Genomic DNA, 25,244 nt, shown 5'->3' with positions numbered 1-25,244 from the left:
GCCCCTCACGCTACGGAGCCCCGTGTTCCAGGGCATCCCCCGTGCGGCGGACCTTCCCTCCTCGGCCGTGGGGCGGAGGGGATCAGCGGTGGAAGGCGTGCAGCACGGTGCGCACCAGGAGGCCGGCGACGAGGGCCCAGAACGCGGCGCTCACACCCAGCACCGCGATGCCCGACGCGGCGACGAGGAACGTGACCACGGCGGGCAGGCGCTCGCCCGGGTCGTCGATCGCCTGCTGCACCGCGGAACCGAACGCGGCGAACAGCGCCAGTCCGGCCACGGCGGGGATCACGGCCTCGGGGGCCAGCACCACGAGCGTCGCGAAGGCCGCCGAGAACCCGCCGAGCACCAGGTACGACACCCCGGTCGACACTCCGGCGACCCAGCGGCGCCGCGCATCGGGATCGGCATCGGGGGAGGCCGCGAGGGCCGCGCTGATCGCGGCGAGGTTGATCGCGTGCCCGCCCGCGGTGGCGCCGAGCGCCGTGCCGAGCCCGGTCACGAGCATCGCGGGACGCCACGGCACCTCGTAGCCGAAGCTGCGCATGATCGCGATGCCCGGTACGTTCTGCGAGGCCATGGTCACGATGAACAGCGGCAGCGCGACGCCCACCAGCGCCCCGACGGTGAACACCGGAGCGGTCAGCTCCACCCGGGGCAGCAGCACCGCGGGGTCGACCGCGTCGCCCTCCGCCACCAGGGTCACCGCGACCACCGCGGCCGCGGCGAGGAACGCGAACGGCACCGCCCAGCGCGGCGCGAGGCGCGCGAACACCAGCCACGTGAGCACGACCGGGACCACGCCCCACGGGTTCGCGACGACGCCCGTGATCGGTGCGAGGCACAGCGGCAGCAGCACCCCGGCGAGCATGGCCTGCGCGATCGACGGAGGGATGCGGGCGATCAGGGCGCCGAGCGCGGGCCACAGCGCCGTGAGCAGGATCAGGGCCGCGGTGACCAGGAACGCCCCGACGGCCGCCGGCCATCCGCCCTCGATCGCCCCGGTGGAGGCCAGCAGCGCGGCGCCGGGGGTCGACCACGCGACCGTGATCGGCATCCGGTAGCGCCACGCCAGCACCACGCACGCGATGCCCATGGTCACCGTCACCGCCAGCAGCCCGCTGGCCGCCTGCGCCGCGGTCGCGCCCATCGCGTCGAGTCCCGCGAGCACCACGGCGAACGAACTCGTGAAACCGACCAGTGCCGTGACCACCCCGGCCAGGATCGGGCGCGACAGGGGAGCGGTTTCCGGCATGGCTCAGAGGCTATCGCGGAGCCCGGTCCCCGGCCGCGTCAGGCGAGCCCGAGCCGGTGCGCGAGCACCACGGCCTGCACCCGGTCGCGCGCGCCGAGCTTCTGCAGGATGCGCGACACGTGCGTCTTCACGGTCGCCTCGCCGATGTACAGCGCCCGCGCGATCTCGCCGTTGCTGCGGGCATCCGCGAGCAGCGCGAGCACCTCGGCCTCCCGCTCGGTGAGCGGCTCGGCGAGCGCGGGGTTCGTGCGTGCGGAGCTCGGCACCGGCGCGGGCGACGCGGGGGCCGGCGCGGGCACCGCGGAGAACCGGGCGAGCACGCGCCGCGTCACCTCGGGCGCCAGCATGCCGTCACCCGCGGCGAGGGCGCGGACCGCGGCGATCAGGTCCTCCGCCCCGGCGTTCTTCAGCAGGAAGCCGCTGGCCCCGGCATCCAGCGCGCGGTACAGGTAGTCGTCGCGGTCGAACGTCGTGATGATCGCGATGGCCGCGCGGACCGCCGGATCCGCGACGATCCGCTCGGTGGCCTCGATGCCGTCCATGTCGGGCATCTGCACGTCCATCGTGATGACGTCGGGGAGCAGGGCGGACGCCTGGGCCACGGCCTCCGCTCCGGTCGAGGCCTCGCCCACCACCGTGATGTCGGGCTGTGTCTCCAGGATCGTGCGGAACCCGGTGCGCAGCAGCGCATGGTCGTCCACGAGCAGCACGCGGATGGCGCCGGCGCTCATCGGCTCGCTCCCGCCGCGACCGGGGCGAGGGGCACCCGGGCCCGCACGCGCAGCCCGCCGGACGGCCGCGGCGCCACCTCCAGCGTGCCCCCCGAGGCCGTCGCGCGCTCCCGCATCCCGAGCTGCCCGAGGCCCGGTCGCAACTGGGCGATCGCGCGGCCGGTGTTCACGACCTCCACCTCGACGCCGTCGTCGTCGTAGCGCACCCGCACATCGGCCGTGGCTCCCGGTCCTGCGTGACGGCGGGCGTTCGTGAGCGACTCCTGGGCGATGCGGTAGAGGTTCACGGCGACCACCGAGGGCACCGCGGTCGGAGTGCCGACGACCGTGTACGCGGTGGGGAGTCCCGCGGCCGTCGAGGCCTCCGCGAGTTCGGCGATGTCGTCGAGCCCGAGCGTCGAGGCGCCGTCCGCGGTCTCGCCGCCGGGCGTGCGCAGCGTCTCCAGCAGCTGCCGCAGCTCGTGGATCGCGTCGCGCGCCGAGCCCTCGACGCCCGACAGGATCTCGGCGGCCCGCGCGGGGTCCTGGGCCAGCACCAGGCGCGCCGCGCCGGCCTGCACGCCCATGACCGAGACGTGGTGGGCGACCACGTCGTGCAGCTCGCGGGCGATGCGCACCCGGTCGAGGGCGACGGCCTGCGCCGCCGTCACCTCGCGCTCGCGCTCCAGCTCGGTCGTGCGCTGCTCCAGCACCGACCGCTGCTCGGCGGCGGCCCAGGACCGTTCGCCGAAGTAGTAGGCCCCGCCGAAGTAGAGCCCGTTGAGCAGGATCTGGATCAGCATGAAGGCGACGTAGGGCGACATCGCCCCGGCCACCACCTCGGCCTTGTCCGCCTCGCTGATCGCGTCGCGGTACATCGTGAGGAGCAGCCACACGAACATCCCGACGATGATCGCCACGCGCACGATGAGGGCGCGGCGCCGGTCGTTCATCCACGCGCCGACGGTGTAGAGGCCGATGAACATCGCGATGTTGCCGACGTAGATCTCCGGTACCCGGATCGTGACGGCCGCGAAGTAGGCGACGGATACGACCACGGCCACGGTGCCGGGCCAGCGTCGACGGAACGCGAGCGGACCGGACACCACGACGGCGTAGAGGAGGGCGGTCCACAGCGGGGCCTGCTCGTCGCCGTACACCTGGGCGATGGAGGAGAGCGCGGCGCTCAGGATCGCGCCGACGAACAGCACCCCGGCGAGCAGCAGGTCGCCGCGGCGGTCGCGCTCGGTCGGCGTGCGGGTGAAGGGCATCCCTCCACCGTAGGGCGGCGTTCGGCGGGGCCGCATCCCCCGGACGGCGGAGGTGGCGCGGAGGGGTCTTGACCGCGCACTTGTTTTTTGCAAGTATCACCGCATGAGCCTCTTCCTCACCTGCCCGGTCGAGAGCGTCGAACGCGCGACCGCCTTCTACACGGCCATCGGCTGGACCCTCAACGAGGAGATGTCCGACCACAACGTGTCGTGCTTCGCCATCGCGCCCGGGCAGTACGTCATGCTCGGCAGCCGCGAGATGTACGCCAGCGTCGGCGGCATCGACGAGCTCGTCGGCGGCCCCGACACCCCGTCCAAGGTCACCGTCTCGTTCGACCTCGGCAGCCGCGAGGCGGTCGACGAGCTGGTCGAGCGCGCGAGAGCGGCAGGCGGGCGCATCGGCGACACCGACGACTACCCCTTCATGTACCAGCGCCAGTTCGACGACCCCGACGGCTACCACTACTCGCCGTTCTGGATGAAGCCGGACGCCGACGCCGACGCGTGAGCGACCTCGGTGCCGCGCTCGGCGTGGTCGGGGCGCGCTGGGCGCTGCTGATCGTGGAGCGGCTGCTCGACGGACCCCAGCGCTACGGCGATCTGCAGCGCGACCTCGGAGTCCCTACGAACATCCTCGCCACGCGCCTGCGCGAGCTGGAGGCCGCCGGGGTGCTCGCGCGACTGCCGCTCCGGCACAACACCCGGGCGTACGCGCTCACCGCCCGCGGGCTCGCACTGCGGGAGGCGATCGAGGCGCTGCGGGCGTGGGGTGCCGCGGAGGAGGATGAAGTTCCCTCGACGAGAACGGAGAAGTGACATGAGCGACGACGCACCCGGTCGCATCCTGATCGACCTGTTCAGCACCCTCGACGGCGTGGCCCAGGGCCCCGGCGGCGTGGGGGAGGACACCTCGGGCGGATTCCGGTTCAGCGGATGGCAGGCCGGTTACCCCTCACCCGGCATGGGCGCCGAGGTCGACGCGGGCATGCGGGGCCTCGACGCGCTGCTGCTCGGCCGCCGCACCTACGACATCTTCGCCTCGTACTGGCCGCAGCACACCGACGGCGAGGAGGGCCACATCGGCCGGCTCTTCGACGCGGTGCCGAAGTACGTGGCGTCGCGGAACCCCGACCTCGCGCTCGACTGGCAGGGCAGCTCGCGCGTGGGCGACGACCTGGCCGCCGAGATCGCTCGCCTGCGCGCGACCCACCGCGAGGTGCACGTGATCGGCAGCATCGACTTCGTGCACACCCTGCTCGCCGAGGGGCTGTTCGATCAGCTCAACCTGTGGGTGTACCCGCTGCTGCTCGGCACGGGGAAGAAGGTGTTCGACGACGCAGCGCTCCCGTCGGTGCTGCGACTGCTCGAACCGCCGGTCGTCGACGACGCGGGCGTGATGCTCCTCCGCTACGGCCGCACCGATCGAACCCCGGAGGTCGGCACGTTCGGCGCCTGAGGCGGGTCAGCTCAGCAGTCGCTCGATCACGCGCGCGACGCCGTCCTCGTCGTTGGTCGCGGTGACCTCGTCGGCGGCGTCCCGCACCACGGGCTCCGCGTGCGCCATCGCCACCCCGCGCCCCGCCCAGCGGAGCATCTCGACGTCGTTCAGCGCGTCGCCGAACGCGACGACCTCGGCGCGGTCGATGTCCAGGTGCGCACACAGCCGCGCGAGCCCGGTCGCCTTCGTCACGCCCTCGGCCATCACCTCCACGAACGGCGCACCGGACAGGGTGGCTTCGAAGCCGGTGAGCCCGAGCGAGCGCAGCGTGTCGAACAGTGCGGCGGGTGCGAGCTCCGGGTGGCGGATCACGAGCTTCAGGCTCGGCGCCGCGAGCACCTGCTCCAGCGGCACGCCGCCCATCGTCGCCGGATCGCGCTTGTGGTCGGACAGGCTCGCGATCGCCGCGTAGCCGTCCTGCGCGACGAAGGTCTCGCCGCCCTCGCGCACGCTCGCGAACAGCAGCCCGGGGATGCTCGCGCGGAGGGCATCGGCGAGCGTGCGGATCGTGTCGGACGGCAGCTCCTCGGCGAACAGCATCCGTCCGTCGCCGAGGTGCACCGCGTAGGCGCCGTTGCTGCACAGCGCCCACCCGTCGAATCCGGCGTCGGCGGCGATCGCGCGCAGTCCGATCGGCTGGCGCGCGGTGACGGGCACCACGGGGATGCCCCGTTCCCGCGCCGCGTCGAGCGCCGCGCGGGTGCGCGGTGTCACGGAGGAGGAGGGGTCGAGCAGCGTGCCGTCGAGATCGGTCGCGATCAGTCGCACGTCGTCGCGCTCCGTCAGGAGAAGATCATCGGCAGGTCGTCGTCGGCGTCTGCTCCGCCGAAGTCGAGGTCCACCACCACGGGCACGTGGTCGCTGGGCTGCTCGCCCTTGCGCTCGTTGCGATGGATCGAGGCGCCGGTGACCGCGTCGGCCAGCGTCTTCGAACCGAGGATGAAGTCGATGCGGATGCCCTCGTTGCGCGGGAACTTGAGCCGCTGGTAGTCCCAGTAGGTGTAGCCCTCGGGCAGCAGCGGGCGCACCACATCGGTGACACCGGCATCGGCCAGGGCGAAGAACGCCTCACGCTCGGCGGGCGAGACGTGCGTCGAGCGGCCCACCACGATGTCGGGGTCGCCGTTGTCGTGGTCGAACGGGATGATGTTGAAGTCGCCGACGAGGGCGAGCGGCAGGTCGGGGTTCGCCGACAGCTCGGCCGCGGTGGACTGCCTCAGCTGCTCGAGCCAGTGCAGCTTGTACGCGTAGTGCGGGTCGTCGAGGGAGCGCCCGTTCGGCACGTACAGGCTCCACACGCGCACGCCGTCGACCATCACCCCGAGCGCGCGCGCCTCCTGCGGAGCGTCGGGGCCCTCGTGACCCTTGGCGAAACCGGGCATCCCGTCGAACGCGGTGCGCACGTCGGTGATGGGCAGGCGGCTGGCGATCGCGACGCCGTTCCACTGGTTCAGGCCGTGAACCTCGACGTGGTAGCCGGCCTCCTCGAAGGGGGCGAAGGGGAACTGCTCCGGCTTGCACTTCACCTCCTGCATCGCGAGCACGTCGATGTCTTCACGGACGGCGAACTCGACGGTGCGGGCGACACGGGTGCGGATGGAGTTGACGTTCCAGGTGGCCAAGCGCATGCGTCCAGCCTAGTTGCGGCCTCCTACACTGGATGCCGTGACCGCACTCGACGCAGACCGCCAGACCCTCCTCGACCTCATCACCGACGAGGCGGTGTTCCACGGCGACTTCACCCTCTCCAGCGGCAAGAAGGCCACCTACTACGTCGACATGCGCAAGCTCACGCTCGACCACCGCGCCGCTCCCGCCATCGGCCGGATCATGCTCGACCTGATCGCCGACCTCGACGTCGTCGCGGTCGGCGGTCTCACGCTCGGCGCCGACCCCATCGCGAACTCCGTGCTGCACGCCTCGGTCGGCACCGACCGTCCGCTCGACGCGTTCGTCGTGCGCAAGGAGCCCAAGGACCACGGCCGCGGCCGTCAGATCGAGGGCGCCGACGTGAAGGGCAAGCGCGTGGTCGTGCTGGAGGACACGTCGACCACCGGGCAGTCCGCGCTCAAGGCCGTCGAGGCGCTGCGCACGGAGGGCGCCGAGGTCGTGGCCGTCGCCGTGATCGTCGACCGCAAGACCGGAGCGCAGGCGGCCATCGAAGCCGAGGGGCTGGAGTGGCGCGCCGCGTTCGACCTCGACGACCTCGGGCTCGACCCGCAGTGACCCGCTACGCCCTGGCCGTCGACGTCGGCGGCACCAAGATGGAGGCCGCCCTCGTCTCGGCGGACGGCGTGCTCGTCGAAGGTAGCCGCAGCCGCCAGCCCACCGGGCGCGAGGCCACGCCCCCGGCCCTCGCCGCCGCGGTCGACGCGATCGTGCGGCACGCCCTGGCCGCGCTGCCGGCCGGCGCGGAACTCGTCGGGGCGGGGATCGGCAGCGCCGGTCCGGTGGATCGCGTCGCGGGCACCATCGAGCCGGTGAACATGCCGCTCGCGCACGGCTTCGCCCTCGCGGCGGCGGTGCGGGACGCGGCGACGGCGGTGCTCGGCCGCGACCTTCCCACGACGCTCGGCCACGACGGGGGCGCCCTCGCCCTGGCGGAGTCGTGGCTCGGGGCGACCCGTGACGCGGGGGCCTCGCTGTCGATCGTGGTGTCGACGGGCGTCGGCGGCGGCTTCGTGGTGAACGGCGCCTACATCCCGGGAGCCACCGGCAACGCGGGTCACCTCGGTCAGGTGCGCCGCGAGGGAGGGCTCACGCTCGAGGAGATCGCCTCCGGCCCCGCGAGCGCCGCCTGGGCGCAGGAGCAGGGGTGGACCGGCGCGACGGGGGAGGACCTCGCGCGCGACGCGGCAGCCGGAGACGCGATCGCCCGCGCGGCCATCGAGCGCTCGGCCCGCGCGGTCGGCGAAGCGCTCGCGGACGCCGCGACCCTGGTCGACCTCGACGTGGTGGCCATCGGCGGCGGGTTCTCGCGGGTGTCGTCCGACTACATCGACCTCGTGCAGCAGGCGCTCACCGCGCACGCCGTGCACCCGTACTCCCGGCGTACCCGGGCCGTGCGCTCGGGCCTCGGCGACGAAGGGCCCCTCATCGGCGCCGCCGCCCTCGCGCTCCGTTGAACCCTCACGCGCACGCCCTCAGCGGGCGGCGGTCAGCAGGTGGCGGGGTGGTCCCTCGAGGCGGGCGACGGCGATCTTGAGGTCGGTGACGTCGGATGCGACGGCGTCGAGGCGGGTGGTGAGCTTCTCCTCGACGGTGTCGATACGGGTGGTGAGCTTGTCCTCGACGCTGTCGATACGGGTGGTGAGCTTCTCGTCGACGGCGTCGATGCGGGTGGTGAGCTTCGCGTCGACGGCATCGATGCGGCGCACGACCCAGGCCATGGCGGCGAACATGCCGGTGCCGAGGGTGAGCACGATGCCGATCGCGCTGATGACGACCGTCAGGCTGTCGGTGGACACGGATGCTCTCCTCGGGTGCGGTGTGTCTTCGACGATACGTCGCCGCGGGTGTGGCGACTCCCGGAATCCCGGCATCTGTGAGGAAGGGGAGAGAAGCGCGGATGGGGGAGGAGGAGCGCCTCAGCCGGTCGCCGACACGCGCCGTCCGGAGCGCGACGTCACGAGCATCAGGACCGGGACGACAGCGCACAGCACGGCCGAGACGACGAAGGTCGCAGGAGCTGCCGGATCCCGACCGATGAGCAGGATCAGCGTGGGCACGAAGGTGCCGCCCACCGCGCCGCAGGCGACCAGGGCCCCGGTCACGGCGGCGCTCCGTGCGGGGTCGAGGCGGTCGAGGGCGAGGCCGAGGATCAGGCCGTAGCTCGGCGCGAGCAGCACGACCACCGCCGCCAGGGCCACGAGCGCTCCCACCGGCTGAGGGCCCACGAGCGCGCCGGCCACGCCCATCAGCACGGCCGCGCCCGCCGTGGCCGCGACCAGGATCGCGAGCGGAGGCACCGACGCGCGGCGCAGGGCCGCTGCCCCGAATCGGCCCGCCGCCATCAGGCCCCAGAACGCGGAGGTGCCGAGCGCGGCCGCGGCCGGTTCGAGCGTGAGCACGCGCTCCGGGATCACGGCCGACCAGCCGGAGAGCACGGTCTCGACCCCCACGTAGAGCGGCAGGGCGAGCGCGAACGGCAGCAGCACCGCGAGCGACCGCACGTCACGCGGCGCCGGGGCTTTCGCGGCGACCGTCGGCACGGGCGCGATGAGCACCGACACGGTCACCAGCGGCACCGCGGCGAGAAGGGCCAGCAGCGGACGGGTGTGCGCTCCCAGCACCACCGCGAGCGGGGTGGCCGCGGCGCACACGGCGACCGTGCCCATCAGCGCACTCAGCAGCCCGGTCGCGCTGCCCGTGCTCGCGGCCTTCGCGGCCACCGAGCCCGAGGCCTCCACGAGCCCGAAGCCGAACCCGGCGACGGCGGCGGCGGCGATGAACACGGCCGCGTCGCCCGCCCACGCGGCGGCGACGAGCGCCACGGCCTGCAGGGCGCTGCCGAGCAGCAGTGTCGTGCGCGGGGGCTTCCGCGTCAGCAGCGGACCCGAGGCCAGCACGCCCACCAGCAGCCCGGCGAAGAGCACGGGCACCGCGGCGCTGAGGTCGGCGCCGATGTCCCGCTGCGCCGAGGGCAGCACGGCGGGGACGAACGCCGCGGTCACGCCGAGTCCTGCGAACGCGCTGAACAGGCCGAGGCGGATCCGGCCGTCCGCGCCCGTCATGCGCCGTTGGCGCGCACGTGGTGCACGGCCGCGAACGTGTCGCGCAGCGCCTCCATCGAGCGGTCGTAGTTCGACTGGGCGACCCCGATGAAGATGCAGTCGACGACCATGAGCTGGGCGATGCGGCTGCCGAGTGCGCCGGAGCGGAACCCGGTCTCGCGCGCGGCGGTCGTCAGCACGATGTCGGCCTGCCCGGCCAGCGGCGCGCCCGCGTGGTTGGTGATCGCGATCGTGGTGGCCCCCGCCTTGCGGGCGAGGAGGAGGAACTCGATGGTGTCGGTGGTCGCGCCGCTGTGCGACACCGCGATGGCGACGTTGCCGGGGCCGAGGGTGGCGGCGGAGGTCCAGGCGGCGTGCGGATCGGACCACTCCAGGGCCGTCCGCCCGATCCGGGTGAGCTTGCGCTGGAGGTCGAGGCCGACGATCGAGCTGGCCCCGACACCGAAGATGTCGACGCGGCTCGACGACGTGATCGCCTCGACCGCGGCGCGCAGCGACTCGGTGTCGAGCACCTTGGCGGTGTCGGCGAGCGACAGCGTCTCGGCGAGGGAGACCTTCGCCACGATGTCGGCGAGCGTGTCGTTGCGGTCGATGTCGCCCGACACGGCGGGGAGCGCGGCGGTGTCGTACGTCTCGCGCTCCACCTCGCGCAGCACGTGGTTGCGCAGCTCGCGCACGTGCTCGTATCCCAGGCGCTTGCAGAAGCGGACGACGGAGGTGGTGGAGGTGTCGCAGCGGTGGGCGAGCTCGGCGACCGAGAGGCCGGCGGTGGCGGCCGGGTCGGCGAGGAAGAGATCGGCGATGCGCTGCTCGCTCGGGCGGAGCTCGGGGCGGATCGCCCGCATGCGCACCAGCACGGGGGGAGCGCCGGCGTCGTCGCGGGCGGCGTCGTGGGACATGTGTTCTCCGATCGGTGTTCATAACAGTAGAGGAACTTCTGTTACACCGACAGCGACCTTCGTGTACTTTTGGTACCACCCAGACCGACGATGTTCACGGGACGTCAGGCAGCATCGCCTGAACCCAGCCAGGGCGACGCGGTCCCAGCCAGGAGGAAACAGCATGAGCACAGTACGGCGGGCGTCATTCGGCGCTCTCTCCGCCGCGGGCGTCGCGATGGCGCTCGTCATCACCGGGTGTTCCGCGCCGGCGTCGAACCCCTCGCCCTCCGAGGGCGGCACCGCGGGCGGCGACCTCGTCATCGGCGTCACCAGCGACCCGGACACCCTCTTCCCGTGGAAGGCCACGCAGTTCCAGGCGGTCAACGTCCTGCAGAACCTGTACGGCACGCTCACCGAGTTCGACGAGGACCTGAACGTGGTGCCCGGCCTCGCCGAGTCGTGGGACGTCTCGGAAGACGGCCTCACCGTCACCTTCCACCTCCGCGAGGGCGTCACCTTCGCCGACGGCAGCACGTTCGGCTCCGAAGACGTGAAGTACTCCCTCGACGCGATCGCCGCCGAGGCCACCGCGGCCGTCGCGCGCAGCTCGCTCGCGTCCGTCACCGCGGTCGAGGCGACCGACGAGACCACCGTCACCCTCACCCTCAGCGCCCCCGACGCGGCCCTGCCCGCCAACCTCGCCGTGATCAACATGGCCATGCTCTCCTCCGACGACACCGAGGAAGCGCTCAACACCACCCCGAACGGCACCGGCCCGTTCGTGCTCGAGGACCGCACCGCCAGCCAGTCGCTCACGCTCGCCAAGAACGACGACTACTGGGGCGACAAGGCGCTGCTCGACACGGTCGAGTTCCGCGTGATCCCCGACGAGTCGTCGATCGTGTCGGCCATGCAGTCCGGCAACGTGCAGCTCGCGGTGTTCGACGACCCGCTGGTCGCCCAGACCGCCGAGGGCGCGAACGTCGAGGTCGCCACGACCCCGCAGCTCAGCTACCACGCCCTTCAGCTCAACGCCACGCGCGGCGACCTGGCCGACGTGAACGTGCGGCTCGCGATCCAGTGCGCGATCGACCGCGAGGAGGTGCTGGAGACCGCCGCGCTCGGCGAGGGCGAGGTCACCGGGCCCATCACGTCGCCGGCGTTCAAGTCCGACCCCGACGCGCGCCCGTGCCCCGAGCGCGACCTCGACAAGGCGGCCGAATACCTGAAGAAGGCCGGCAAGGAGGACGGCGTCACGATCAAGACGATCGTGTCGCAGGGCGAGTACGCCACCTCCGTCAACGAGGCGCAGAACCTGAAGGCGCAGCTCGCCGACGCCGACATCACGCTCGACCTCGAGGTGCTCGAGTCCGGCGCGTTCGTCGACCGCTGGATCGCTGCCGACTTCGACGCCGCGGTCGCCCTCAACGGCGGACGCCCCGACCCCGACGGCATGTACGGGCGCTACTTCACCAGCACCGGCAACCTGAACAAGGTCGCGGGGTACTCCTCGCCCGAGCTCGACGCGCTGTTCGCGGAGGGCCGCCAGACCGCCGACACCGAGAAGCGCAAGGAGATCTACGCCGAGGTCTCCGAGAACCTCGAGGACAACGCCGCCTGGATCTGGCTGTTCACCAGCTACACCTACACGGCCACCGCCACCAGCGTGGACGGCTTCACCCCGATGGCGAACGGCTCGCTGCAGTACCTGCGGACCACCTCCATCCAGTAGCGGACCGGAGGGGGCGCGGCCGCCCGCGCCCCCTCCGTCCCCCTCCGACGACAGGCACCCTCACACGCGCATGTTCAGACAGCTCCTCCGCAACAGCGTGCTGCGACGCATCCTCGCAGCCCTCGGCACCCTCTTCGGGGTCGCCGTGTTCGTCTTCCTGATGCTGCGCGCCATCCCCGGCGACCAGATCAGCTCGGGACTCGGCACCGAGGCCGCCGCGCTCACCCCGGCGCAGCGGGAGGCTCTCGAGGCCTACTACGGCCTGGACCAGCCGCTGTTCGTGCAGTTCTTCTCCTGGCTGGGCAACATCTTCACCGGCAACCTCGGCTTCTCGTCGCGGGCGCAGACGAGCGTGCTCGACCTCACCGCGGCCGCCCTGCCCGTCACGTTCGAGCTCGCGATCCTCTCGATCGTGATCGCCCTCGCGATCGGCATCCCGCTCGGCATGCTGTCGGCCTCCAAGCCGGACTCGCTCCGCGACGGCGTCGGCCAGGTCGTGGGACTCGCGGGCCTCTCCATCCCGGCGTTCCTGCTCGGCACGGCGCTGCTGGCGATCCTGGCGCAGTCGCTCGGCTTCAACCCCAACGGCCAGGGCTACGCGCGGCTGTTCGACGACCCGCTGCTGAACCTGCAGCAGATGCTGCTCCCGTCGATCGTGCTCGGCTTCGGCATCGCGGCGCCCATCATGCGCACGACCCGCACCGCCGTGCTCGAGATCCGCGCGAACGACTTCATCCGCACGGCCCGGGCGAAGGGCGTGCCGCCGCGCCGCCTCCAGGTGCGCCACGTGCTCGGCAACGCGCTGGTCCCGATCGTCACCATGACCGGCCTGCAGTTCGGCTACCTGCTCGGCGGCGCCGTCGTGGTGGAGCAGATCTTCTCGCTCCCCGGCATCGGCCGTCAGGTGCTGCTCGGCATCCAGCAGAAGGAGTACGCGCTCGTGCAGAGCACCGTGCTGGTGATCGCGCTCGCCTTCGTCATCGTCAACCTGCTCACCGACCTGCTGTACCGGGTCATCGATCCCCGGGTGCGTGCCGCATGACCGACATCTCTCAGACCCCGGCCCTCGCCCCCGGCGGAGGGCGCACCATGGAGCGCGTGCGTCTCCTGCTGCGCAGCCGCAGCGGGCTCGCCGGCCTCATCATCGTGTTCCTGCTGGCGGTGCTCAGCGTCGTGTCGGCGTTCGGGCTGCTGCCCTTCGACCCGCTGGCGCAGGATCCGCCCTCGCGTCTGCAGCCGCCGTCGGCCGTGCACTGGTTCGGCACCGACCAGTTCGGCCGCGACGTGTTCTCGCGCGTGGCCGCCGGCGTCGCGAACTCGGCGCTGATCTCGGTCGTCGCGGTGGCGTTCGCGACCGTGGTCGGCACGGTCTGCGGCCTCATCGCCGGCTTCTACCGCGGCATCTCCGACGGCGCGATCACCGCGGTCACCAACGTCCTGTTCGCGTTCCCGCCGCTGCTGCTGGCGCTGTCGCTCGCCTCGGTGTTCGACCGCAACTGGTTCACGATCGCCGTGGCCATCGCGATCGTCTACGTGCCGATCTTCATCCGCGTCACGCGCGGCCCGGTGCTGTCGCTGCGCGAGGTCGAGTACGTCAAGGCCGCCAAGAGCACGGGGCAGGGCCGCATGGCCACGATGTTCCGGCACGTGCTGCCCAACATCACGTCGATCATCATCGTGCAGGTCACGCTGTCGCTGTCGTGGGCCGTGCTGACCGAGGCGTCGCTGAGCTTCCTCGGCCTCGGCACGCCGCCGCCCGCGCCGTCGCTCGGCTCGATGATCTTCGAGGCGCGCACGCTCGTCACCATCGCGCCGTGGACCATGATCGCGCCCGGCGTGGTCGTGGTGCTGCTCGTGGTCGGGCTCAACCTGCTGGGCGACGGGCTGCGCGACAGCCTCGACCCGCGGAACCGGGGGAAGCGATGACCCTGGAGGATCTCGGCGCCCTCGCCACCGAGGCCAGCGACCCCCGCTACGCGCGACTCGACCAGATGAGCGTGGCGGAGCTCGCCCAGACCATGAACGACGCCGACGCCACGGTGCCCGCGGCCGTGCGGCGCGCACTGCCGCAGATCGTCCCGGCCATCGAGGCCACCGCGGAGCGGATGGCGCGGGGCGGACGGCTGGTCTACGTCGGGGCAGGGACGCCCGGTCGCATCGGGGTGCTCGACGCCTCGGAATGCCCGCCCACGTTCAGCACGCCGCCAGAGCTGGTGTTCGCCATCATGGCCGGCGGGCCCGGCGCGATCGTGAACCCGGTCGAGGGCGCGGAAGACGACGCCGAGGCCGGAGCCGCCGCGATCGACGCCGCCGGCATCGGCCCGCTCGACACCGTGATCGGCATCGCCTCGAGCGGCCGCACCCCGTACGTGGTCGCGGCCGTCCGCCGGGCGCGCGAGCGCGGGGCGCTGGGCATCGGGCTGTCGTGCAACGCGGACACCCCGCTGAGCGCCGTCGCCGAGCACGGCATCGAGGTCGAGGTCGGCCCCGAGGTGCTGTCGGGTTCCACCCGCCTCAAGTCGGGCACGGCGCAGAAGCTCGTGCTCAACATGTTCTCGACCATCTCGATGGTGCGAGGCGGCAAGGCCTACGGCAACCTGATGGTCGACGTGAAGGCCACGAACCACAAGCTCCGCGAGCGCGCGATCCGTATGGTGCGCACGATCGCCGAGGTCGATCGCGACACCGCGGTCGCGGCGCTGGAGACCGCCGCCTGGGACGTGAAGCTCGCGTCGATCATGATCCGCCGCGGCGAGGACCTCGCCGCGGCCACCACCCGACTCACCGCGGCAGGCGGACGCCTGCGCACGGCACTGGAGGAGAACTGATGCGCGTCCTCGGACTGATCTCCGGCACCTCGCACGACGGGATCGATGCCGCCGTCGTCGACTTCGCGACCAGCGGGGGCTTCACCGACCACGGCGTCGACCTGACCGGCACCGTGCTCGCGGCCACGAGCGTGCCGTACGCGCCGGAGCTGCGCGCCCGGCTGATCGCCGCCCTCCCGCCCGCGCCGACCACGCTCGCCGAGGTCGCGGAGCTCGACACCCTCATCGGCCAGGCGTTCGCCGACGTCGCGGCCGACATCGCCGCGCAGGTCGGCGGGGCCGACGCGATCTGCTCCCACGGGCAGACCGTGTACCACTGGGTCGACGGCGCCCACGCCCTGGGGACCCTGCAGATCGGGCAGCCCGCCTGGATCGCGGAGAGGGTCGGGGTGCCCGTGGTGTCGGACATCCGCATCCGCGACATCACCGCGGGCGGCCACGGCGCCCCGCTGGTGTCGTTCCTCGACGAGCTGCTGCTGCGCGGACGAGCCGGGGTCACGGCGGCCGTCAACCTCGGCGGCATCTCGAACATGACGGTCGTGCGCCAGGACGGCCTGGTCGCCTACGACATCGGTCCCGCGAACGCGCTGGTCGACGCGGTCATCGTGGAGCACGGGCTCAACCCGCTCGGCTACGACGACGATGCGGCCGTGGCGCGCACCGGCCGCGTCGACGAGGCGCTGCTGTCGGCCCTCCTCGACGACCCGTACTATGCGCTGACGCCGCCGAAGAGCACCGGCAAGGAGCACTTCCACCTCGGCTACGTGCACGAGCACCTGGCCGCGCAGGGCCGCGACATCCCGGTCGCCGATGTCGTGCGCACGCTCACCGAGCTCACGGTCCGCACGGTCGCCCGCGACGTCGCCGCGGCGGGCATCGGCTTCCTCGCCGTCTCGGGCGGCGGGTGCCGCAACCCGCTGATCCTCGAGGGTCTGCGCGCCGCGCTGCCGGAGACCGAGGTCGTGCTGGCCGACGAGCTGGGAGCTCCCGCCGACAGCAAGGAGGCGATCCTGCTCGCGCTCATCGGCTGGTCCACGATGCACGGCGTCCCCGCCATCGTCCCCGGCGGCACGGGCGCCCGCGAGCCCCGCATCCTCGGCACGATCACGCCCGGCGCCGGCCCGCTGCACATGCCGGAGCCGGTCGCGGCGATCGATTCGCTCACGCTCGGGGAGGCGACGGCGTCGTGAGCGGCCACGGAGCAGGCCAGGTGCGCGGCGCGAGCGCTGCGGGGGCCGTCGCGGCGGTGATGCGCGGCGACACCGCCCCCCGCGCGGTGGTCGCGGGGGTGGTCACGCGCACCTCGCGTGACGTCGCGGTGGACGGGCTCGCGGACCTCGCGGGAACCCCGGTCACGCGCGACACCGCCTTCGACCTCGCCTCGGTGTCGAAGGTCGCGGCCACCACCACGGCTCTGCTGCGCCTGGTGAGCACGGGCGACCTCGGCGTCGACGACCCGGTCGACCGCTTCCTTCCGGGCACCGCGTGCGCTCCCGGCACCACGGTGCGCCACCTGCTGCAGCACCGCGCCGGACTGTGGGAGTGGCAGCCGCTGTACCTCGACCCCGCCCCCGCCGACGCGGTCGTGGACGCCCTGCCGCTGCGCTACGGCCTCGACGAGGGGCGGCACTACTCCGACCTGGGCTTCATCCTGCTCGGGCGCCTCATCACCGCGGTGACCGGCCTTCCGCTCGACGCCGCCGTGCGCGAGCTGGTGACCGCGCCGCTGGGACTCGCGCACACGGGCTACGGCCCCGTCGGCCCTCCCGTCGCGTCCTCCGGCATCGGCGACGCCGCCGAGCGCCGCATGGTGGCCACGGGCGACCCCTACCCGATCCTCACGTCGCGCCGGCACTTCCCGTGGCGGGAGGACGAGATCGCCGGCAGCGTCAACGACGGCAACTGCTTCCACGCGCTCGGCGGCGTCTCCGGGCACGCGGGCCTGTTCGGCACGGTCGATGACCTGCTCACGCTCGGCGCCGCGCTCGCCGACGCCGACCGGCACACCGACCTCTGGCACCCCGACGCGGTCGCCGACTTCTTCCGCGACGGCCCGGACGCCGGTCAGGCCCTGGGCTGGCGCAGCGACACCGTGCCGGTCGACGGCCGCCCCACCCGTCTGCTGTGGCACCCGGGCTACACCGGCTGCGCGCTCGGCCTCGTGCCGGCGACGGGCACCGCGGCCGTGCTGCTGAGCACCCGTCTCCTCGCGGCCGAGATCGCCCCGACCGAGACCCTGTGGCGTGCGGCGCTGCCCGCCCTCCTGGACCCCGAAGGAACGAGTACCCCATGAGCACCACCCCGCCCGTGCTGAGCATCGACGGCCTCGCTGTCGCCTTCCGGACCGGTTCCGAGCTGATCACCGCGATCAGCGACGTGAACATCGACATCGCCGCGGGCGAGACCGTCGCGGTGGTCGGCGAGTCCGGCTCGGGGAAGTCCACGACCGCCGCCGCCGTCAACCGCCTGCTCCCCGAGAACGGCGTGATCACGGCGGGCAGCATCCGCTTCGACGGGCGCGAGCTGACCGAGCTGCCCGAGAGCGCGATGATCTCGCTGCGCGGCGCCGGGATCGGCCTCGTGCCGCAGGACCCGATGTCGAACCTCAACCCGCTCATGCGCGTGGGGGAGCAGATCGGCGAGGCGCTGGAGGTGCACGGTCACACCAGCGGCGAGGCGACGAAGGTCCGCGTGGTCGAGCTGCTGGAGATGGTGGGCATCGCCGACGCCGCCCGGCGCGCACGGCAGTACCCGCACGAGTTCTCCGGCGGGATGCGCCAGCGCGTGCTGATCGCGATGGGGCTCGCGTGCAAGCCCCGGCTGCTGATCGCCGACGAGCCCACCTCGGCCCTCGACGTCACGGTGCAGCGCCGCATCCTCGACCAGCTCGACCAGCTCACCGACGAGCTCGGGACCGCGGTCTTCCTCATCACGCACGACCTGGCGCTCGCGGCCGAGCGCGCCGACCGCATCGTGGTCATGTTCCGGGGCCGCGTGGTCGAGGAGGGCACGTCCGCCCAGGTGCTGGGCAACCCGCAGCACGAGTACACCAGGCAGCTGCTGGCCGCGGCGCCGAGCCTCTCCTCCCGGCGCGACGCCCTGCCCGCGCGCACGGCCGCGACCGACGCCGTGCCGTTCGTGGAGATCCGCGACCTGCGCAAGGAGTTCCCGGTGCGCGGCGCCAAGGCCGGGGAGCCGCAGACCTTCACGGCGGTCGACGGTGTGAGCCTCACGATCCGCCGCGGCACGACCGTGTCGATCGTGGGGGAGTCCGGGTCGGGCAAGTCCACGACCGCGAACATGGTGCTGGGGCTGGAGGACGCCACCTCCGGATCGATCCTGTTCGACGGGCTCGACCTCACCACGCTGCGCCGCAAGGAGCTGTTCGCCCTGCGCCGCCGCGTGCAGCCGGTGTTCCAGAACCCCTACGCCTCGCTCGACCCGCGGTTCACCGTGGAGCAGTCGATCGCGGAACCGCTGCGCGTGCACCGCATCGGCACCGCGGCCTCGCGTCACGCCCGCGTCCTGGAGCTGCTGGAGCAGGTGGCGCTCCCGGCCGCGATGGCCGAGCGGCTGCCGCACGAGCTCTCCGGCGGACAACGGCAGCGCGTGGCGATCGCGCGGGCCCTGGCGCTCGAACCCGAGCTGGTGGTGCTCGACGAGGCCGTGTCGGCGCTCGACGTGCTGGTGCAGGCGCAGATCCTCGATCTGCTGGCGGAGCTGCAGACGCGCCTCGGCCTCAGCTACCTCTTCATCAGCCACGACCTCGCGGTCGTGCGGATGATCTCCGACGAGGTGCACGTGATGCAGCGCGGGGTCGTGGTCGAGAGCGGCACACCGGAGCGCATCTTCGACGACCCGCAGCACCCGTACACGCGGGAGCTGCTGGCCGCGATCCCCGGGGCCTCGCTGGCGTCCTGACCGCGGCCGGAGGCGACGGCCGCGGGCTCAGCGCTGACGGTCGTCGTCGTCCCAGGGGCCTTCCCACCAGCCGGCACGACCGTCGTCCGAGCCGCGGCCGCGACGGGAGCGCACGAACTGCACGATGATCACGGTGAGCGACGTGAGCCCGATCAGGATCAGCACGAGGAACAGCAGGTCGTTCTGGGTCATGGGCGTTTCCCCTCCGCGGCGTCCGCCACGATCTTCGCGATGCGGGCGGCCTTCGTCTCCGGTCGCTTGGCCATCGCGATGTGCGTGAGCCCGAACTTCTTCACCGACTTCGGGAACGCGTCCCAGTTCTCACGGGCGGCGGGGTCCGCGTCGAGTGCGGCCGTGAGCTCGGGCGGCTCGATGCCCGCCTCCGGTCCGTCGAGCAGGGTCCACGAGCCGTTGGCCTTCGCGACCTCCAGGGCCCGCACGCCCGCGGGGGCCAGCAGCCCGGCGGCCTCCAGCTCGGCGATGCGCGCCTTGTTCGTCGCCGCCCACCCGCTGCCGGGCCGCCGCGGCGAGAACCACTGGCCGTTCGTCTGGTCGTCGAAGCTGCGCACCGGGCCGTCGATCCACCCGAAGCACAGCGCCTGCCGCACCGCGTCCTCATAGCCGACGCCGACGGCGGAGCGGCCGCGCACGCTCAGCAGCCACACGCCCGCGGTGCGCTCGTGGTGCTCCTCGAGCCAGGCGCGCCAGGCCGCGGCGTCGGCCGCCGCGATCCGCTCGCCGTCGTCGAGGGCGCCCACGTCAGTCCTCGTCCAGCGTGGGGATCGATGCGGTGATGGTCGGCAGCAGGTCGGCGACGGAGTCGACGATCTCGTCGGGACGGAACGGGTACTGCTCGATGCTGCGCCGGTCGCTGATGCCGGTCATCACGAGCACGGTGTGCAGGCCCGCCTCGATGCCGGCGACGATGTCGGTGTCCATGCGGTCGCCGATCATGCCCGTCTTCTTGGAGTGCGCACCGATCTTGTTCAGCGCCGAGCGGAACATCATCGGGTTGGGCTTGCCGACCACGTAGGGCTCCTTGCCGGTCGCCTTCGTGATGAGCGCGGCGATCGCGCCGGTGGCCGGCAGCACGCCGTCGATGCTCGGGCCCGTCGCGTCGGGGTTGGTGACGATGAACCGCGAGCCGTTGATGATGTGACGGATGGCCTTGGTGATCGCCTCGAACGAGTAGTTGCGGGTCTCGCCGACCACCACGAAGTCGGGGTTCGTCTCGGTCATGATGAAGCCCGCCTCGTGCAGGGCCGTGAGGATGCCGGCCTCGCCGATCACGAAGGCGGAGCCGCCGGGCAGCTGCTGGGCCAGGAAGTCGGCCGTCGCGAGCGCCGAGGTCCAGATGCGCTCCTCCGGCACGACCAGGCCGCTCTGCCGCAGGCGGGCGGAGAGGTCGCGGGCGGTGAAGATCGAGTTGTTCGTCAGCACCAGGTAGGGGATGTCGTTGCGCTCCCACCCGGCGAGCAGTTCGGAGGCCCCGGGGATGGCGTCGTTCTCATGGACGAGCACGCCGTCCATGTCGGTGAGCCAGCATTCGATGTCGTCACGGTGTGCCATGTGCTCAGCCTAGAGGCCGCGTGTTTCCGGCAGGTCTCAGGCGGTGATCCACACGACGCCGGCGCTTCCGTCGGGAAGGGCTCGCTCGACGCCGTCCAGGCGCACGCCGTCGGCGAGGACCTCGACGGTGCTGCCGACCGTGAGCCCCTCGGCCTCCAGGGCCCGCAGCAGGTCGGAGTCGCGGTCGTCGACCCGCAGCACGCGACCGCTGTGCCCCTCTGCGGCGTCGGCGAGCAGCACGAACGGCTCCCGCTCGATGTGCCCGTCGGCGTCGGGGATCGCGTCGCCGTGCGGGTCGAAGCGCGGGCGGCCCAGGCGGGCGTCGATGCCCTCGAGCAGCCGGTCGCTGATGGTGTGCTCCAGCACCTCGGCCTCGTCGTGCACCTCGTCCCACCCGTAGCCGAACTCCTGCACGAGCCAGGTCTCGATGAGGCGGTGGCGCCGCACCATCGCGAGGGCTCTGGTCGTCCCGGCTTCGGTCAGCCGCACGGCACCGTAGGGCACGTGCGACACGAGCCCCGCGGCGGCGAGCTTCTTCACCATCTCGGTGACCGACGACGGGGCGATGCCGAGCTTGGCCGCCAGCACCGACGGGGTGATCGGGGCGTCCTGCCATTCGGTGTGGGCGTAGACGGTCTTGAGGTAGTCGTCAGCTGCGGGGGAGGCCACCCGTCCAGCCTACGCGGTGGCGTCGGAGGCTCTTTCGGCGCGCGCCCACGCGGTGAGGCCATGGATGAGGGCGCGCACGCCGATCTCGAACGTGCGACGGGCGGGGTCGGAGCTGAGGCGAGCGCGAGCGCGCTCGGCCTCGGCGAAGGTCGGGTAGGCGGGGGCGAGGTCGCCGGGCGACATGTTGTCCGCCGGGGCGAGGGCGTCGAGGGCGGATCCGATGATGAAGGACTCCAGGGCGACGATCGCGTCGACGATGGTGTCGGTGGGCCAGCCGTCGTCGGCGAGCAGGCGGGCGATCTGCTCGTAGTCGGCGAACGAGCCCTCGTCGGCGTCGATGGGGGAGGTGGCGAGCATGACCATCGCCTGGGGTGCGGCGATCGTGGCGTCGCGGTAGCTGTGCGCCCAGGCGAGGAGTGCGTCCTCCAGTGGCAGGGCCCCGGGCTCGGGGGTGGCGAGGTCGCGGCTGATCCGCCCGCGCATCGCCCGGATCACGGCGTCGCGGCTCTCGAAGTGGTGGTAGAGCGCCGAGGTGCGCACGCCCAGGGACTCCGCGAGCGCCGTCATCGTGAACTGCCGTGGTGTGCGCTCGGCGCTGAGCCGGAACGCCGCCGTGAGGATCCGCTCCTCGGTGAGCACCCTGGTCGACGGGCGGCCCACGCTGCGCGGGGATGTCGTCATCGTGGCTCACTCCTGCTCGGTGTCTGCTACTTTATTGAAACTCTTTCAATTCGCTCGAGGAAGAACGCCATGACGGGTTTCGACGCCGACACTATCGTCACCGGCGCGCGCGTCGTGACCATGGACCCCCGCCGCCCGGAGGCCTCGGCGTTCGCCGTACGCGACGGCCGCTTCCTCGCGGTGGGCGACGACGCGCTCGTGCGGGAACTGCGCGGCCCGCGCACTGTCGTCCACGACCTCGCGGGAGCCGCGGTCACCCCGGGGCTCATCGACGCCCACCTCCACCCGCTGCAGGGGCTCGAGCTCACCGCCGGGGTCGACCTCGGCGGCATCACCACCGGCACCGGCTTCCTGGCGGCCCTGCGCGCCGAGGCCGACCGCGCGCTGCGCGACGACCGCGACCCGTGGGTGCGCGGCTGGAACCTCGACTACGACGTCTTCCACGAGCTCCCCATGACCGCCGATGCGATCGACGACGCCGTGCGCGGGCTCCCCGCCCTGTTCATCGTGTTCGACGGGCACACCGCCCTCGCCAGCCACGAGGGTCTCCGCCGCGCCGGCATCACCGGGCCCCGCGAGACCGACGACTCCTCGTGCATCGTCGTCGACGGCGACGGGCGGCCGACCGGGGAGTTGCGCGAGCTCGCGGCGTACGAGCCCGTGCGCCTCGCCGCCCCCGCCCTCGACCGCACGCAGACCCTCGCGGCGGGCCACGAGCTGCTGCGCGGACTGCGGGACTCCGGCCTCACGGGCGGCACCATCATGGACGGCGGCTTCGCCACGCTCGACCTGCTCGACGGTCTCGAGCTCGGCCCGGGTCTGCCCCTCCGCATCGTGTCCGCGATCGACCACGAGCCCGGGTTCGACGCCGACCGCACGGCGGAGAACCTGCGGATGCGCGACCGCCGCGGCGAGCGGTGGCGCGGCGGGGTCGTGAAGCTGTACGCCGACGGGGTCGTCGAGACGGGCACCGCGTGGCTGTACGAGCCCGATACGGCCGGCGGCGGCACGGAGCCCTTCTGGAAGGACGCCGCCGCCTACGCCCGCACCGTGCGGCGCTACGCCGACGCCGGCTTCCAGGTCGCGACCCACGCGATCGGCGACCGCGCGGTCGGCGAGGTCGTCGACGCGTACCTCGCCGCGGGCGCGCGCTGCGCCACCGGAGCCCCGCACCGCATCGAGCACCTGGAGACCACGACCGACCGCGACGTCGCCCGCATCGCCGCCGCCGGCATCACCGCATCGATGCAGCCGCTGCACCTGCAGTGGCGCAAGGCCGACGCCTCCGACGACTGGTCGCGGCGCCTCGGCCCCGCCCGGGCCGCCCGGGCCTGGCGCGTGCGCGACTACTGGGACGCCGGTGCCCCGGTCGCCCTCGGGTCGGACTGGCCCATCGCGCAGAACGACGCCCGGATCGGCCTCGCGTGGGCCATGCTGCGCCGCCGCCCCGGCGACCGCGACGCCCCGGTGTTCGAGCCCCACCAGGTGCTCACCCCCTTCCAGGCGCTGCACGGCTACACCGTGGGCGCTGCGCGGGCGCAGGGCGACGGCGACCTCGGTCGCATCGCCCCCGGCTACCGCGCCGACTACGCCGTGTGGGCGGAGAACCCGCTGCACGTCGCACCCGACGACCTCCCCGACCTGCCCGTACAGCGGACGGTCGTCGGCGGCGTCGAGCCCTGACCCCCGGCTCGACCACCCCCTCCCTTTCCTTTCACACCGAGGTGAACCCCATGCCCGAATTCGGCGCCCTCGCGCTCCTGCCCATCGCGGTGATCCTCGTGGTCGCCGTCGCCACCCGCCGCACCCTCTTCGCGCTCCTCTGCGGCACCGTCGCCGGAGCTCTGATCCTCGGCGGCTGGGGCGGCTTCGACGTCTGGGTCGAGTACACCGGCAAGGCCCTGTCGAACGAGACGGCGCAGTGGCTGCTGCTGATCGTCGCCCTGTTCGGCATCCTGATGATGCTGTTCGAGAAGTCGGGCATCGTCACCGACTTCGCCCGCTGGGTCGAGCGGTTCGTGACCTCGCGGCGGAAGTCGACCCTGCTCACGTTCCTGCTCTCGATCGTGCTGTTCGTCGACGACTACCTCAACGTGCTCACCACCGGCACGTCGATGAAGCAGGTGACCGACCGCTACCGGGTTCCCCGCACCCAGCTCGGCGCGATCATGAAGATGACCGCTGCCCCGATCGCCGTGCTCGTCCCCGTGTCGACGTGGGCACTGTTCTTCTCGGGCCTGTTCGAGGCGCAGGGGGTCACCGTCGGCGGCAGCGGCTTCGGGGCCTACCTGCAGTCCATCCCGTTCATCTTCTTCGGCTGGGCGGCCATCGCGGTGGCGCTGCTGATGAGCATCGGCTGGCTGCCGAAGCTCGGCCTGATCAAGAAGGACGCGCTGCGCGCCGAGCGCGACGGCGACGTCTTCCCGCTCGGCACGACAGACGCCGAACGCCGGGCCGAGGGCGCGGCGCTGCTCTCCGAGCTCCGCGCGGACGACGCGGACGGTTCGACCGCGCAGCGCGTCGCCGTGGCGCTCGAGACGACCACGGACACCGCGCGCAAGCCGCAGCCGTGGTCGTTCCTGATCGCGATGGCCGTGCTGGTCGGCGTCACGATCGCGACGGACGCCAATGTGGTCGCCGGTACCGCGGCGGCCCTCGCGGTCACGGTCGTGCTGGTGCTCGTGCAGCGTCGGCTCTCGGTGCGCGGCGTGCTGGACGCGGCGCTCGAGGGCATCGAGAGCATGCTCTTCGTGATGGTGCTCACCGTGCTCGCGTTCATGGTGCAGGAGATGAACATCGCCCTGCAGCTCGCCGAGTTCGTGATCCAGGTGACCGAGCCCGTGCTCACCCCCGCCCTGCTGCCGGCGATCGTGTTCGCCGTGTGCGGCGTCTACGCCTACGCGACCGGGTCGTTCTGGGACCTCGCGGCGGTCATCACCCCGGTCGTGCTGCCGCTGGCGCTCGCTCTCGGTGCCGACCCGATCCTGGCCGGTGCCGCGGTGTTCTCGGGCGCCGCGCTGGGCAGCACCACGTGCCTGTACGGCGACGGCATCATCCTGGCCTCGCGCTCGATCGGCATCAAGCCGATCAACCTCATGCTGGCGATCCTGCCCTACGCGGGGATCGCGGCCGGGCTCTCGCTCGTGCTCTATCTGGTGACGGGGTTCGTCGCGGCCTGAGTCACGGATTCGCGACGGCGACCAGCAGGCCGAAGGCCACCTGCCCCGCGAAGAACACCACGAGGAAGCCGAGGAGGGCGGCGGCGAGCGACAGGCGCCCGTCGAAGCCCTCCACCTCGGCGATCCCGACCTTGCGCGCGCGGAAGGCGAGCACGAGCGTGGCGATGCCGAGGGCGAGCTGCAGCCACGGTCCGAGCGGGCCGACGACCTTCGGGAACGCGATCAGCACGGCCCCGATCACCCCGGTCGCGATTCCGATCCAGGTGAGGATGCGGACGGTGCGGCGGGCGTTCTCGGCGGGCATGGTGTCGAGCCTA

General features: G+C 72.5%; 28 protein-coding genes. 14 read left to right on the top strand and 14 right to left on the bottom strand.

Features of this window, described 5'->3' with window-relative positions:
• Positions 1 to 82: 82 nt before the first annotated feature.
• From KZC56_RS03665 to KZC56_RS03655, 3 genes are read right to left on the bottom strand one after another with little or no spacing between them, the layout of a single operon-like run.
• Complete coding sequence (locus KZC56_RS03665; RefSeq protein WP_136028484.1) at positions 83 to 1,255, bottom strand: benzoate/H(+) symporter BenE family transporter; 1,173 nt, start codon at positions 1,253 to 1,255, stop codon at positions 83 to 85.
• A gap of 38 nt (positions 1,256 to 1,293) precedes the next feature.
• Positions 1,294 to 1,986: a response regulator gene (locus KZC56_RS03660; protein WP_247637894.1), complete on the bottom strand. Its 693-nt coding sequence runs from the start codon at positions 1,984 to 1,986 to the stop codon at positions 1,294 to 1,296.
• Positions 1,983 to 3,236, bottom strand: a complete 1,254-nt coding sequence (locus tag KZC56_RS03655) for a sensor histidine kinase (RefSeq protein ID WP_206252442.1) — start codon at positions 3,234 to 3,236, stop codon at positions 1,983 to 1,985. The genes KZC56_RS03660 and KZC56_RS03655 overlap by 4 nt, the downstream gene beginning before the upstream one ends.
• Positions 3,237 to 3,339: 103 nt before the next feature.
• Here KZC56_RS03655 and KZC56_RS03650 point away from each other — a divergent pair, with 103 nt between their 5' ends.
• The 3 genes from KZC56_RS03650 to KZC56_RS03640 are packed head-to-tail and all read left to right on the top strand — an operon-like array spanning position 3,340 to position 4,692.
• Positions 3,340 to 3,744 carry a VOC family protein gene (locus KZC56_RS03650; RefSeq protein WP_247637893.1) on the top strand — a complete coding sequence of 135 codons (405 nt, stop codon included), beginning with the start codon at positions 3,340 to 3,342 and terminating at the stop codon, positions 3,742 to 3,744.
• Positions 3,741 to 4,052 carry a winged helix-turn-helix transcriptional regulator gene (locus KZC56_RS03645; RefSeq protein ID WP_247637892.1) on the top strand — a complete coding sequence of 104 codons (312 nt, stop codon included), beginning with the start codon at positions 3,741 to 3,743 and terminating at the stop codon, positions 4,050 to 4,052. Before KZC56_RS03650 ends, KZC56_RS03645 begins: the two co-directional genes overlap by 4 nt.
• A gap of 1 nt (position 4,053) precedes the next feature.
• Positions 4,054 to 4,692: a dihydrofolate reductase family protein gene (locus KZC56_RS03640; RefSeq protein WP_136028511.1), complete on the top strand. Its 639-nt coding sequence runs from the start codon at positions 4,054 to 4,056 to the stop codon at positions 4,690 to 4,692.
• Positions 4,693 to 4,698: 6 nt separating this feature from the next.
• Here KZC56_RS03640 and KZC56_RS03635 read toward each other — a convergent pair whose 3' ends face one another.
• A complete protein-coding gene (locus KZC56_RS03635; protein WP_247637891.1) occupies positions 4,699 to 5,502 on the bottom strand; it encodes an HAD family hydrolase in 804 nt (267 codons plus the stop codon).
• A gap of 14 nt (positions 5,503 to 5,516) precedes the next feature.
• The gene (locus tag KZC56_RS03630; protein ID WP_136036466.1) at positions 5,517 to 6,362 is read right to left on the bottom strand and encodes an exodeoxyribonuclease III; all 846 of its coding nucleotides are present in this window, start codon (positions 6,360 to 6,362) and stop codon (positions 5,517 to 5,519) included.
• 37 nt (positions 6,363 to 6,399) lie between these two features.
• Here KZC56_RS03630 and pyrE point away from each other — a divergent pair, with 37 nt between their 5' ends.
• Both pyrE and KZC56_RS03620 read left to right on the top strand, forming a co-directional pair.
• Positions 6,400 to 6,960: an orotate phosphoribosyltransferase gene (gene pyrE, locus KZC56_RS03625; RefSeq protein ID WP_136036467.1), complete on the top strand. Its 561-nt coding sequence runs from the start codon at positions 6,400 to 6,402 to the stop codon at positions 6,958 to 6,960.
• Positions 6,957 to 7,859, top strand: coding sequence for an ROK family protein (locus KZC56_RS03620; RefSeq protein WP_247637890.1), 903 nt, complete (start codon positions 6,957 to 6,959; stop codon positions 7,857 to 7,859). The genes pyrE and KZC56_RS03620 overlap by 4 nt, the downstream gene beginning before the upstream one ends.
• 18 nt (positions 7,860 to 7,877) lie before the next feature.
• Here the strand turns inward: KZC56_RS03620 and KZC56_RS03615 are convergent, their stop codons facing one another.
• The 3 genes from KZC56_RS03615 to KZC56_RS03605 form a co-directional block, all read right to left on the bottom strand.
• Positions 7,878 to 8,201: a hypothetical protein gene (locus KZC56_RS03615; protein WP_136036469.1), complete on the bottom strand. Its 324-nt coding sequence runs from the start codon at positions 8,199 to 8,201 to the stop codon at positions 7,878 to 7,880.
• A gap of 120 nt (positions 8,202 to 8,321) precedes the next feature.
• On the bottom strand, positions 8,322 to 9,467 hold the full coding sequence (locus tag KZC56_RS03610; protein ID WP_247637889.1) for an MFS transporter: 1,146 nt from the start codon (positions 9,465 to 9,467) through the stop codon (positions 8,322 to 8,324).
• Positions 9,464 to 10,366 (bottom strand): MurR/RpiR family transcriptional regulator, encoded by a 903-nt coding sequence (locus tag KZC56_RS03605; RefSeq protein ID WP_136030814.1) that lies wholly within the window; start codon positions 10,364 to 10,366, stop codon positions 9,464 to 9,466. The genes KZC56_RS03610 and KZC56_RS03605 overlap by 4 nt, the downstream gene beginning before the upstream one ends.
• 163 nt (positions 10,367 to 10,529) lie before the next feature.
• Between KZC56_RS03605 and KZC56_RS03600 the strand changes: the two genes are divergently transcribed.
• The 7 genes from KZC56_RS03600 to KZC56_RS03570 all read left to right on the top strand — a co-directional run bounded on the left by KZC56_RS03600 (position 10,530) and on the right by KZC56_RS03570 (position 18,829).
• A complete protein-coding gene (locus KZC56_RS03600; protein ID WP_136035409.1) occupies positions 10,530 to 12,080 on the top strand; it encodes an ABC transporter substrate-binding protein in 1,551 nt (516 codons plus the stop codon).
• A 70-nt stretch (positions 12,081 to 12,150) separates the two neighbouring features.
• Positions 12,151 to 13,122: an ABC transporter permease gene (locus KZC56_RS03595; RefSeq protein WP_136030810.1), complete on the top strand. Its 972-nt coding sequence runs from the start codon at positions 12,151 to 12,153 to the stop codon at positions 13,120 to 13,122.
• Positions 13,119 to 14,006, top strand: coding sequence for an ABC transporter permease (locus KZC56_RS03590; RefSeq protein WP_136030808.1), 888 nt, complete (start codon positions 13,119 to 13,121; stop codon positions 14,004 to 14,006). Before KZC56_RS03595 ends, KZC56_RS03590 begins: the two co-directional genes overlap by 4 nt.
• On the top strand, positions 14,003 to 14,908 hold the full coding sequence (gene murQ, locus KZC56_RS03585) for an N-acetylmuramic acid 6-phosphate etherase (protein ID WP_247637888.1): 906 nt from the start codon (positions 14,003 to 14,005) through the stop codon (positions 14,906 to 14,908). Before KZC56_RS03590 ends, murQ begins: the two co-directional genes overlap by 4 nt.
• Entirely contained in the window at positions 14,908 to 16,098 is a 1,191-nt protein-coding gene (locus KZC56_RS03580) for an anhydro-N-acetylmuramic acid kinase (protein WP_247637887.1), read from the top strand. Before murQ ends, KZC56_RS03580 begins: the two co-directional genes overlap by 1 nt.
• The gene (locus KZC56_RS03575; protein ID WP_247637886.1) at positions 16,095 to 17,201 is read left to right on the top strand and encodes a serine hydrolase domain-containing protein; all 1,107 of its coding nucleotides are present in this window, start codon (positions 16,095 to 16,097) and stop codon (positions 17,199 to 17,201) included. The genes KZC56_RS03580 and KZC56_RS03575 overlap by 4 nt, the downstream gene beginning before the upstream one ends.
• The gene (locus tag KZC56_RS03570; protein ID WP_247637885.1) at positions 17,198 to 18,829 is read left to right on the top strand and encodes an ABC transporter ATP-binding protein; all 1,632 of its coding nucleotides are present in this window, start codon (positions 17,198 to 17,200) and stop codon (positions 18,827 to 18,829) included. Before KZC56_RS03575 ends, KZC56_RS03570 begins: the two co-directional genes overlap by 4 nt.
• A 27-nt stretch (positions 18,830 to 18,856) precedes the next feature.
• Here the strand turns inward: KZC56_RS03570 and KZC56_RS03565 are convergent, their stop codons facing one another.
• Genes KZC56_RS03565 through KZC56_RS03545 form a run of 5 tightly spaced genes read right to left on the bottom strand, consistent with a single transcriptional unit; the run spans position 18,857 to position 21,748 of the window.
• Positions 18,857 to 19,021, bottom strand: coding sequence for a hypothetical protein (locus tag KZC56_RS03565; protein ID WP_168387172.1), 165 nt, complete (start codon positions 19,019 to 19,021; stop codon positions 18,857 to 18,859).
• Positions 19,018 to 19,587: a YdeI/OmpD-associated family protein gene (locus KZC56_RS17770; protein ID WP_136044664.1), complete on the bottom strand. Its 570-nt coding sequence runs from the start codon at positions 19,585 to 19,587 to the stop codon at positions 19,018 to 19,020. The genes KZC56_RS03565 and KZC56_RS17770 overlap by 4 nt, the downstream gene beginning before the upstream one ends.
• Position 19,588: 1 nt before the next feature.
• Entirely contained in the window at positions 19,589 to 20,398 is an 810-nt protein-coding gene (locus KZC56_RS03555; protein WP_136036235.1) for an HAD-IIA family hydrolase, read from the bottom strand.
• Positions 20,399 to 20,434: 36 nt separating this feature from the next.
• Positions 20,435 to 21,067, bottom strand: coding sequence for a metal-dependent transcriptional regulator (locus tag KZC56_RS03550; protein WP_136044663.1), 633 nt, complete (start codon positions 21,065 to 21,067; stop codon positions 20,435 to 20,437).
• Between the two features lie 9 nt (positions 21,068 to 21,076).
• On the bottom strand, positions 21,077 to 21,748 hold the full coding sequence (locus KZC56_RS03545; protein ID WP_136030791.1) for a TetR/AcrR family transcriptional regulator: 672 nt from the start codon (positions 21,746 to 21,748) through the stop codon (positions 21,077 to 21,079).
• Positions 21,749 to 21,817: 69 nt separating this feature from the next.
• Here KZC56_RS03545 and KZC56_RS03540 point away from each other — a divergent pair, with 69 nt between their 5' ends.
• Entirely contained in the window at positions 21,818 to 23,431 is a 1,614-nt protein-coding gene (locus KZC56_RS03540; protein ID WP_247637884.1) for an amidohydrolase, read from the top strand.
• Positions 23,432 to 23,481: 50 nt separating this feature from the next.
• Entirely contained in the window at positions 23,482 to 24,927 is a 1,446-nt protein-coding gene (locus KZC56_RS03535; RefSeq protein ID WP_136030787.1) for a Na+/H+ antiporter NhaC family protein, read from the top strand.
• A gap of 1 nt (position 24,928) precedes the next feature.
• Here KZC56_RS03535 and KZC56_RS03530 read toward each other — a convergent pair whose 3' ends face one another.
• Entirely contained in the window at positions 24,929 to 25,231 is a 303-nt protein-coding gene (locus tag KZC56_RS03530; RefSeq protein ID WP_136030785.1) for a hypothetical protein, read from the bottom strand.
• Positions 25,232 to 25,244 lie beyond the last annotated feature (13 nt).

Origin of the sequence: Microbacterium sufflavum (assembly GCF_023091155.1) — a bacterium.
In the GTDB taxonomy this organism is placed as follows: domain Bacteria; phylum Actinomycetota; class Actinomycetes; order Actinomycetales; family Microbacteriaceae; genus Microbacterium; species Microbacterium sufflavum.
This window is presented reverse-complemented; position numbering and strand designations above follow the sequence as displayed.

Bases quoted from the DNA above. Each gene is read 5' to 3' on its own strand.
- KZC56_RS03665 (WP_136028484.1), bottom strand. From the start codon at position 1,255: ATGCCGGAAACCGCTCCCCTGTCGCGCCCGATCCTGGCCGGGGTGGTC.
- KZC56_RS03660 (WP_247637894.1), bottom strand. From the start codon at position 1,986: ATGAGCGCCGGCGCCATCCGCGTGCTGCTCGTGGACGACCATGCGCTG.
- KZC56_RS03655 (WP_206252442.1), bottom strand. From the start codon at position 3,236: ATGCCCTTCACCCGCACGCCGACCGAGCGCGACCGCCGCGGCGACCTG.
- KZC56_RS03650 (WP_247637893.1), top strand. From the start codon at position 3,340: ATGAGCCTCTTCCTCACCTGCCCGGTCGAGAGCGTCGAACGCGCGACC.
- KZC56_RS03640 (WP_136028511.1), top strand. From the start codon at position 4,054: ATGAGCGACGACGCACCCGGTCGCATCCTGATCGACCTGTTCAGCACC.
- KZC56_RS03630 (WP_136036466.1), bottom strand. From the start codon at position 6,362: ATGCGCTTGGCCACCTGGAACGTCAACTCCATCCGCACCCGTGTCGCC.
- KZC56_RS03610 (WP_247637889.1), bottom strand. From the start codon at position 9,467: ATGACGGGCGCGGACGGCCGGATCCGCCTCGGCCTGTTCAGCGCGTTC.
- KZC56_RS03605 (WP_136030814.1), bottom strand. From the start codon at position 10,366: ATGTCCCACGACGCCGCCCGCGACGACGCCGGCGCTCCCCCCGTGCTG.
- KZC56_RS03600 (WP_136035409.1), top strand. From the start codon at position 10,530: ATGAGCACAGTACGGCGGGCGTCATTCGGCGCTCTCTCCGCCGCGGGC.
- KZC56_RS03595 (WP_136030810.1), top strand. From the start codon at position 12,151: ATGTTCAGACAGCTCCTCCGCAACAGCGTGCTGCGACGCATCCTCGCA.
- KZC56_RS03590 (WP_136030808.1), top strand. From the start codon at position 13,119: ATGACCGACATCTCTCAGACCCCGGCCCTCGCCCCCGGCGGAGGGCGC.
- murQ (WP_247637888.1), top strand. From the start codon at position 14,003: ATGACCCTGGAGGATCTCGGCGCCCTCGCCACCGAGGCCAGCGACCCC.
- KZC56_RS03580 (WP_247637887.1), top strand. From the start codon at position 14,908: ATGCGCGTCCTCGGACTGATCTCCGGCACCTCGCACGACGGGATCGAT.
- KZC56_RS03570 (WP_247637885.1), top strand. From the start codon at position 17,198: ATGAGCACCACCCCGCCCGTGCTGAGCATCGACGGCCTCGCTGTCGCC.
- KZC56_RS03565 (WP_168387172.1), bottom strand. From the start codon at position 19,021: ATGACCCAGAACGACCTGCTGTTCCTCGTGCTGATCCTGATCGGGCTC.
- KZC56_RS03555 (WP_136036235.1), bottom strand. From the start codon at position 20,398: ATGGCACACCGTGACGACATCGAATGCTGGCTCACCGACATGGACGGC.
- KZC56_RS03545 (WP_136030791.1), bottom strand. From the start codon at position 21,748: ATGACGACATCCCCGCGCAGCGTGGGCCGCCCGTCGACCAGGGTGCTC.
- KZC56_RS03540 (WP_247637884.1), top strand. From the start codon at position 21,818: ATGACGGGTTTCGACGCCGACACTATCGTCACCGGCGCGCGCGTCGTG.
- KZC56_RS03535 (WP_136030787.1), top strand. From the start codon at position 23,482: ATGCCCGAATTCGGCGCCCTCGCGCTCCTGCCCATCGCGGTGATCCTC.
- KZC56_RS03530 (WP_136030785.1), bottom strand. From the start codon at position 25,231: ATGCCCGCCGAGAACGCCCGCCGCACCGTCCGCATCCTCACCTGGATC.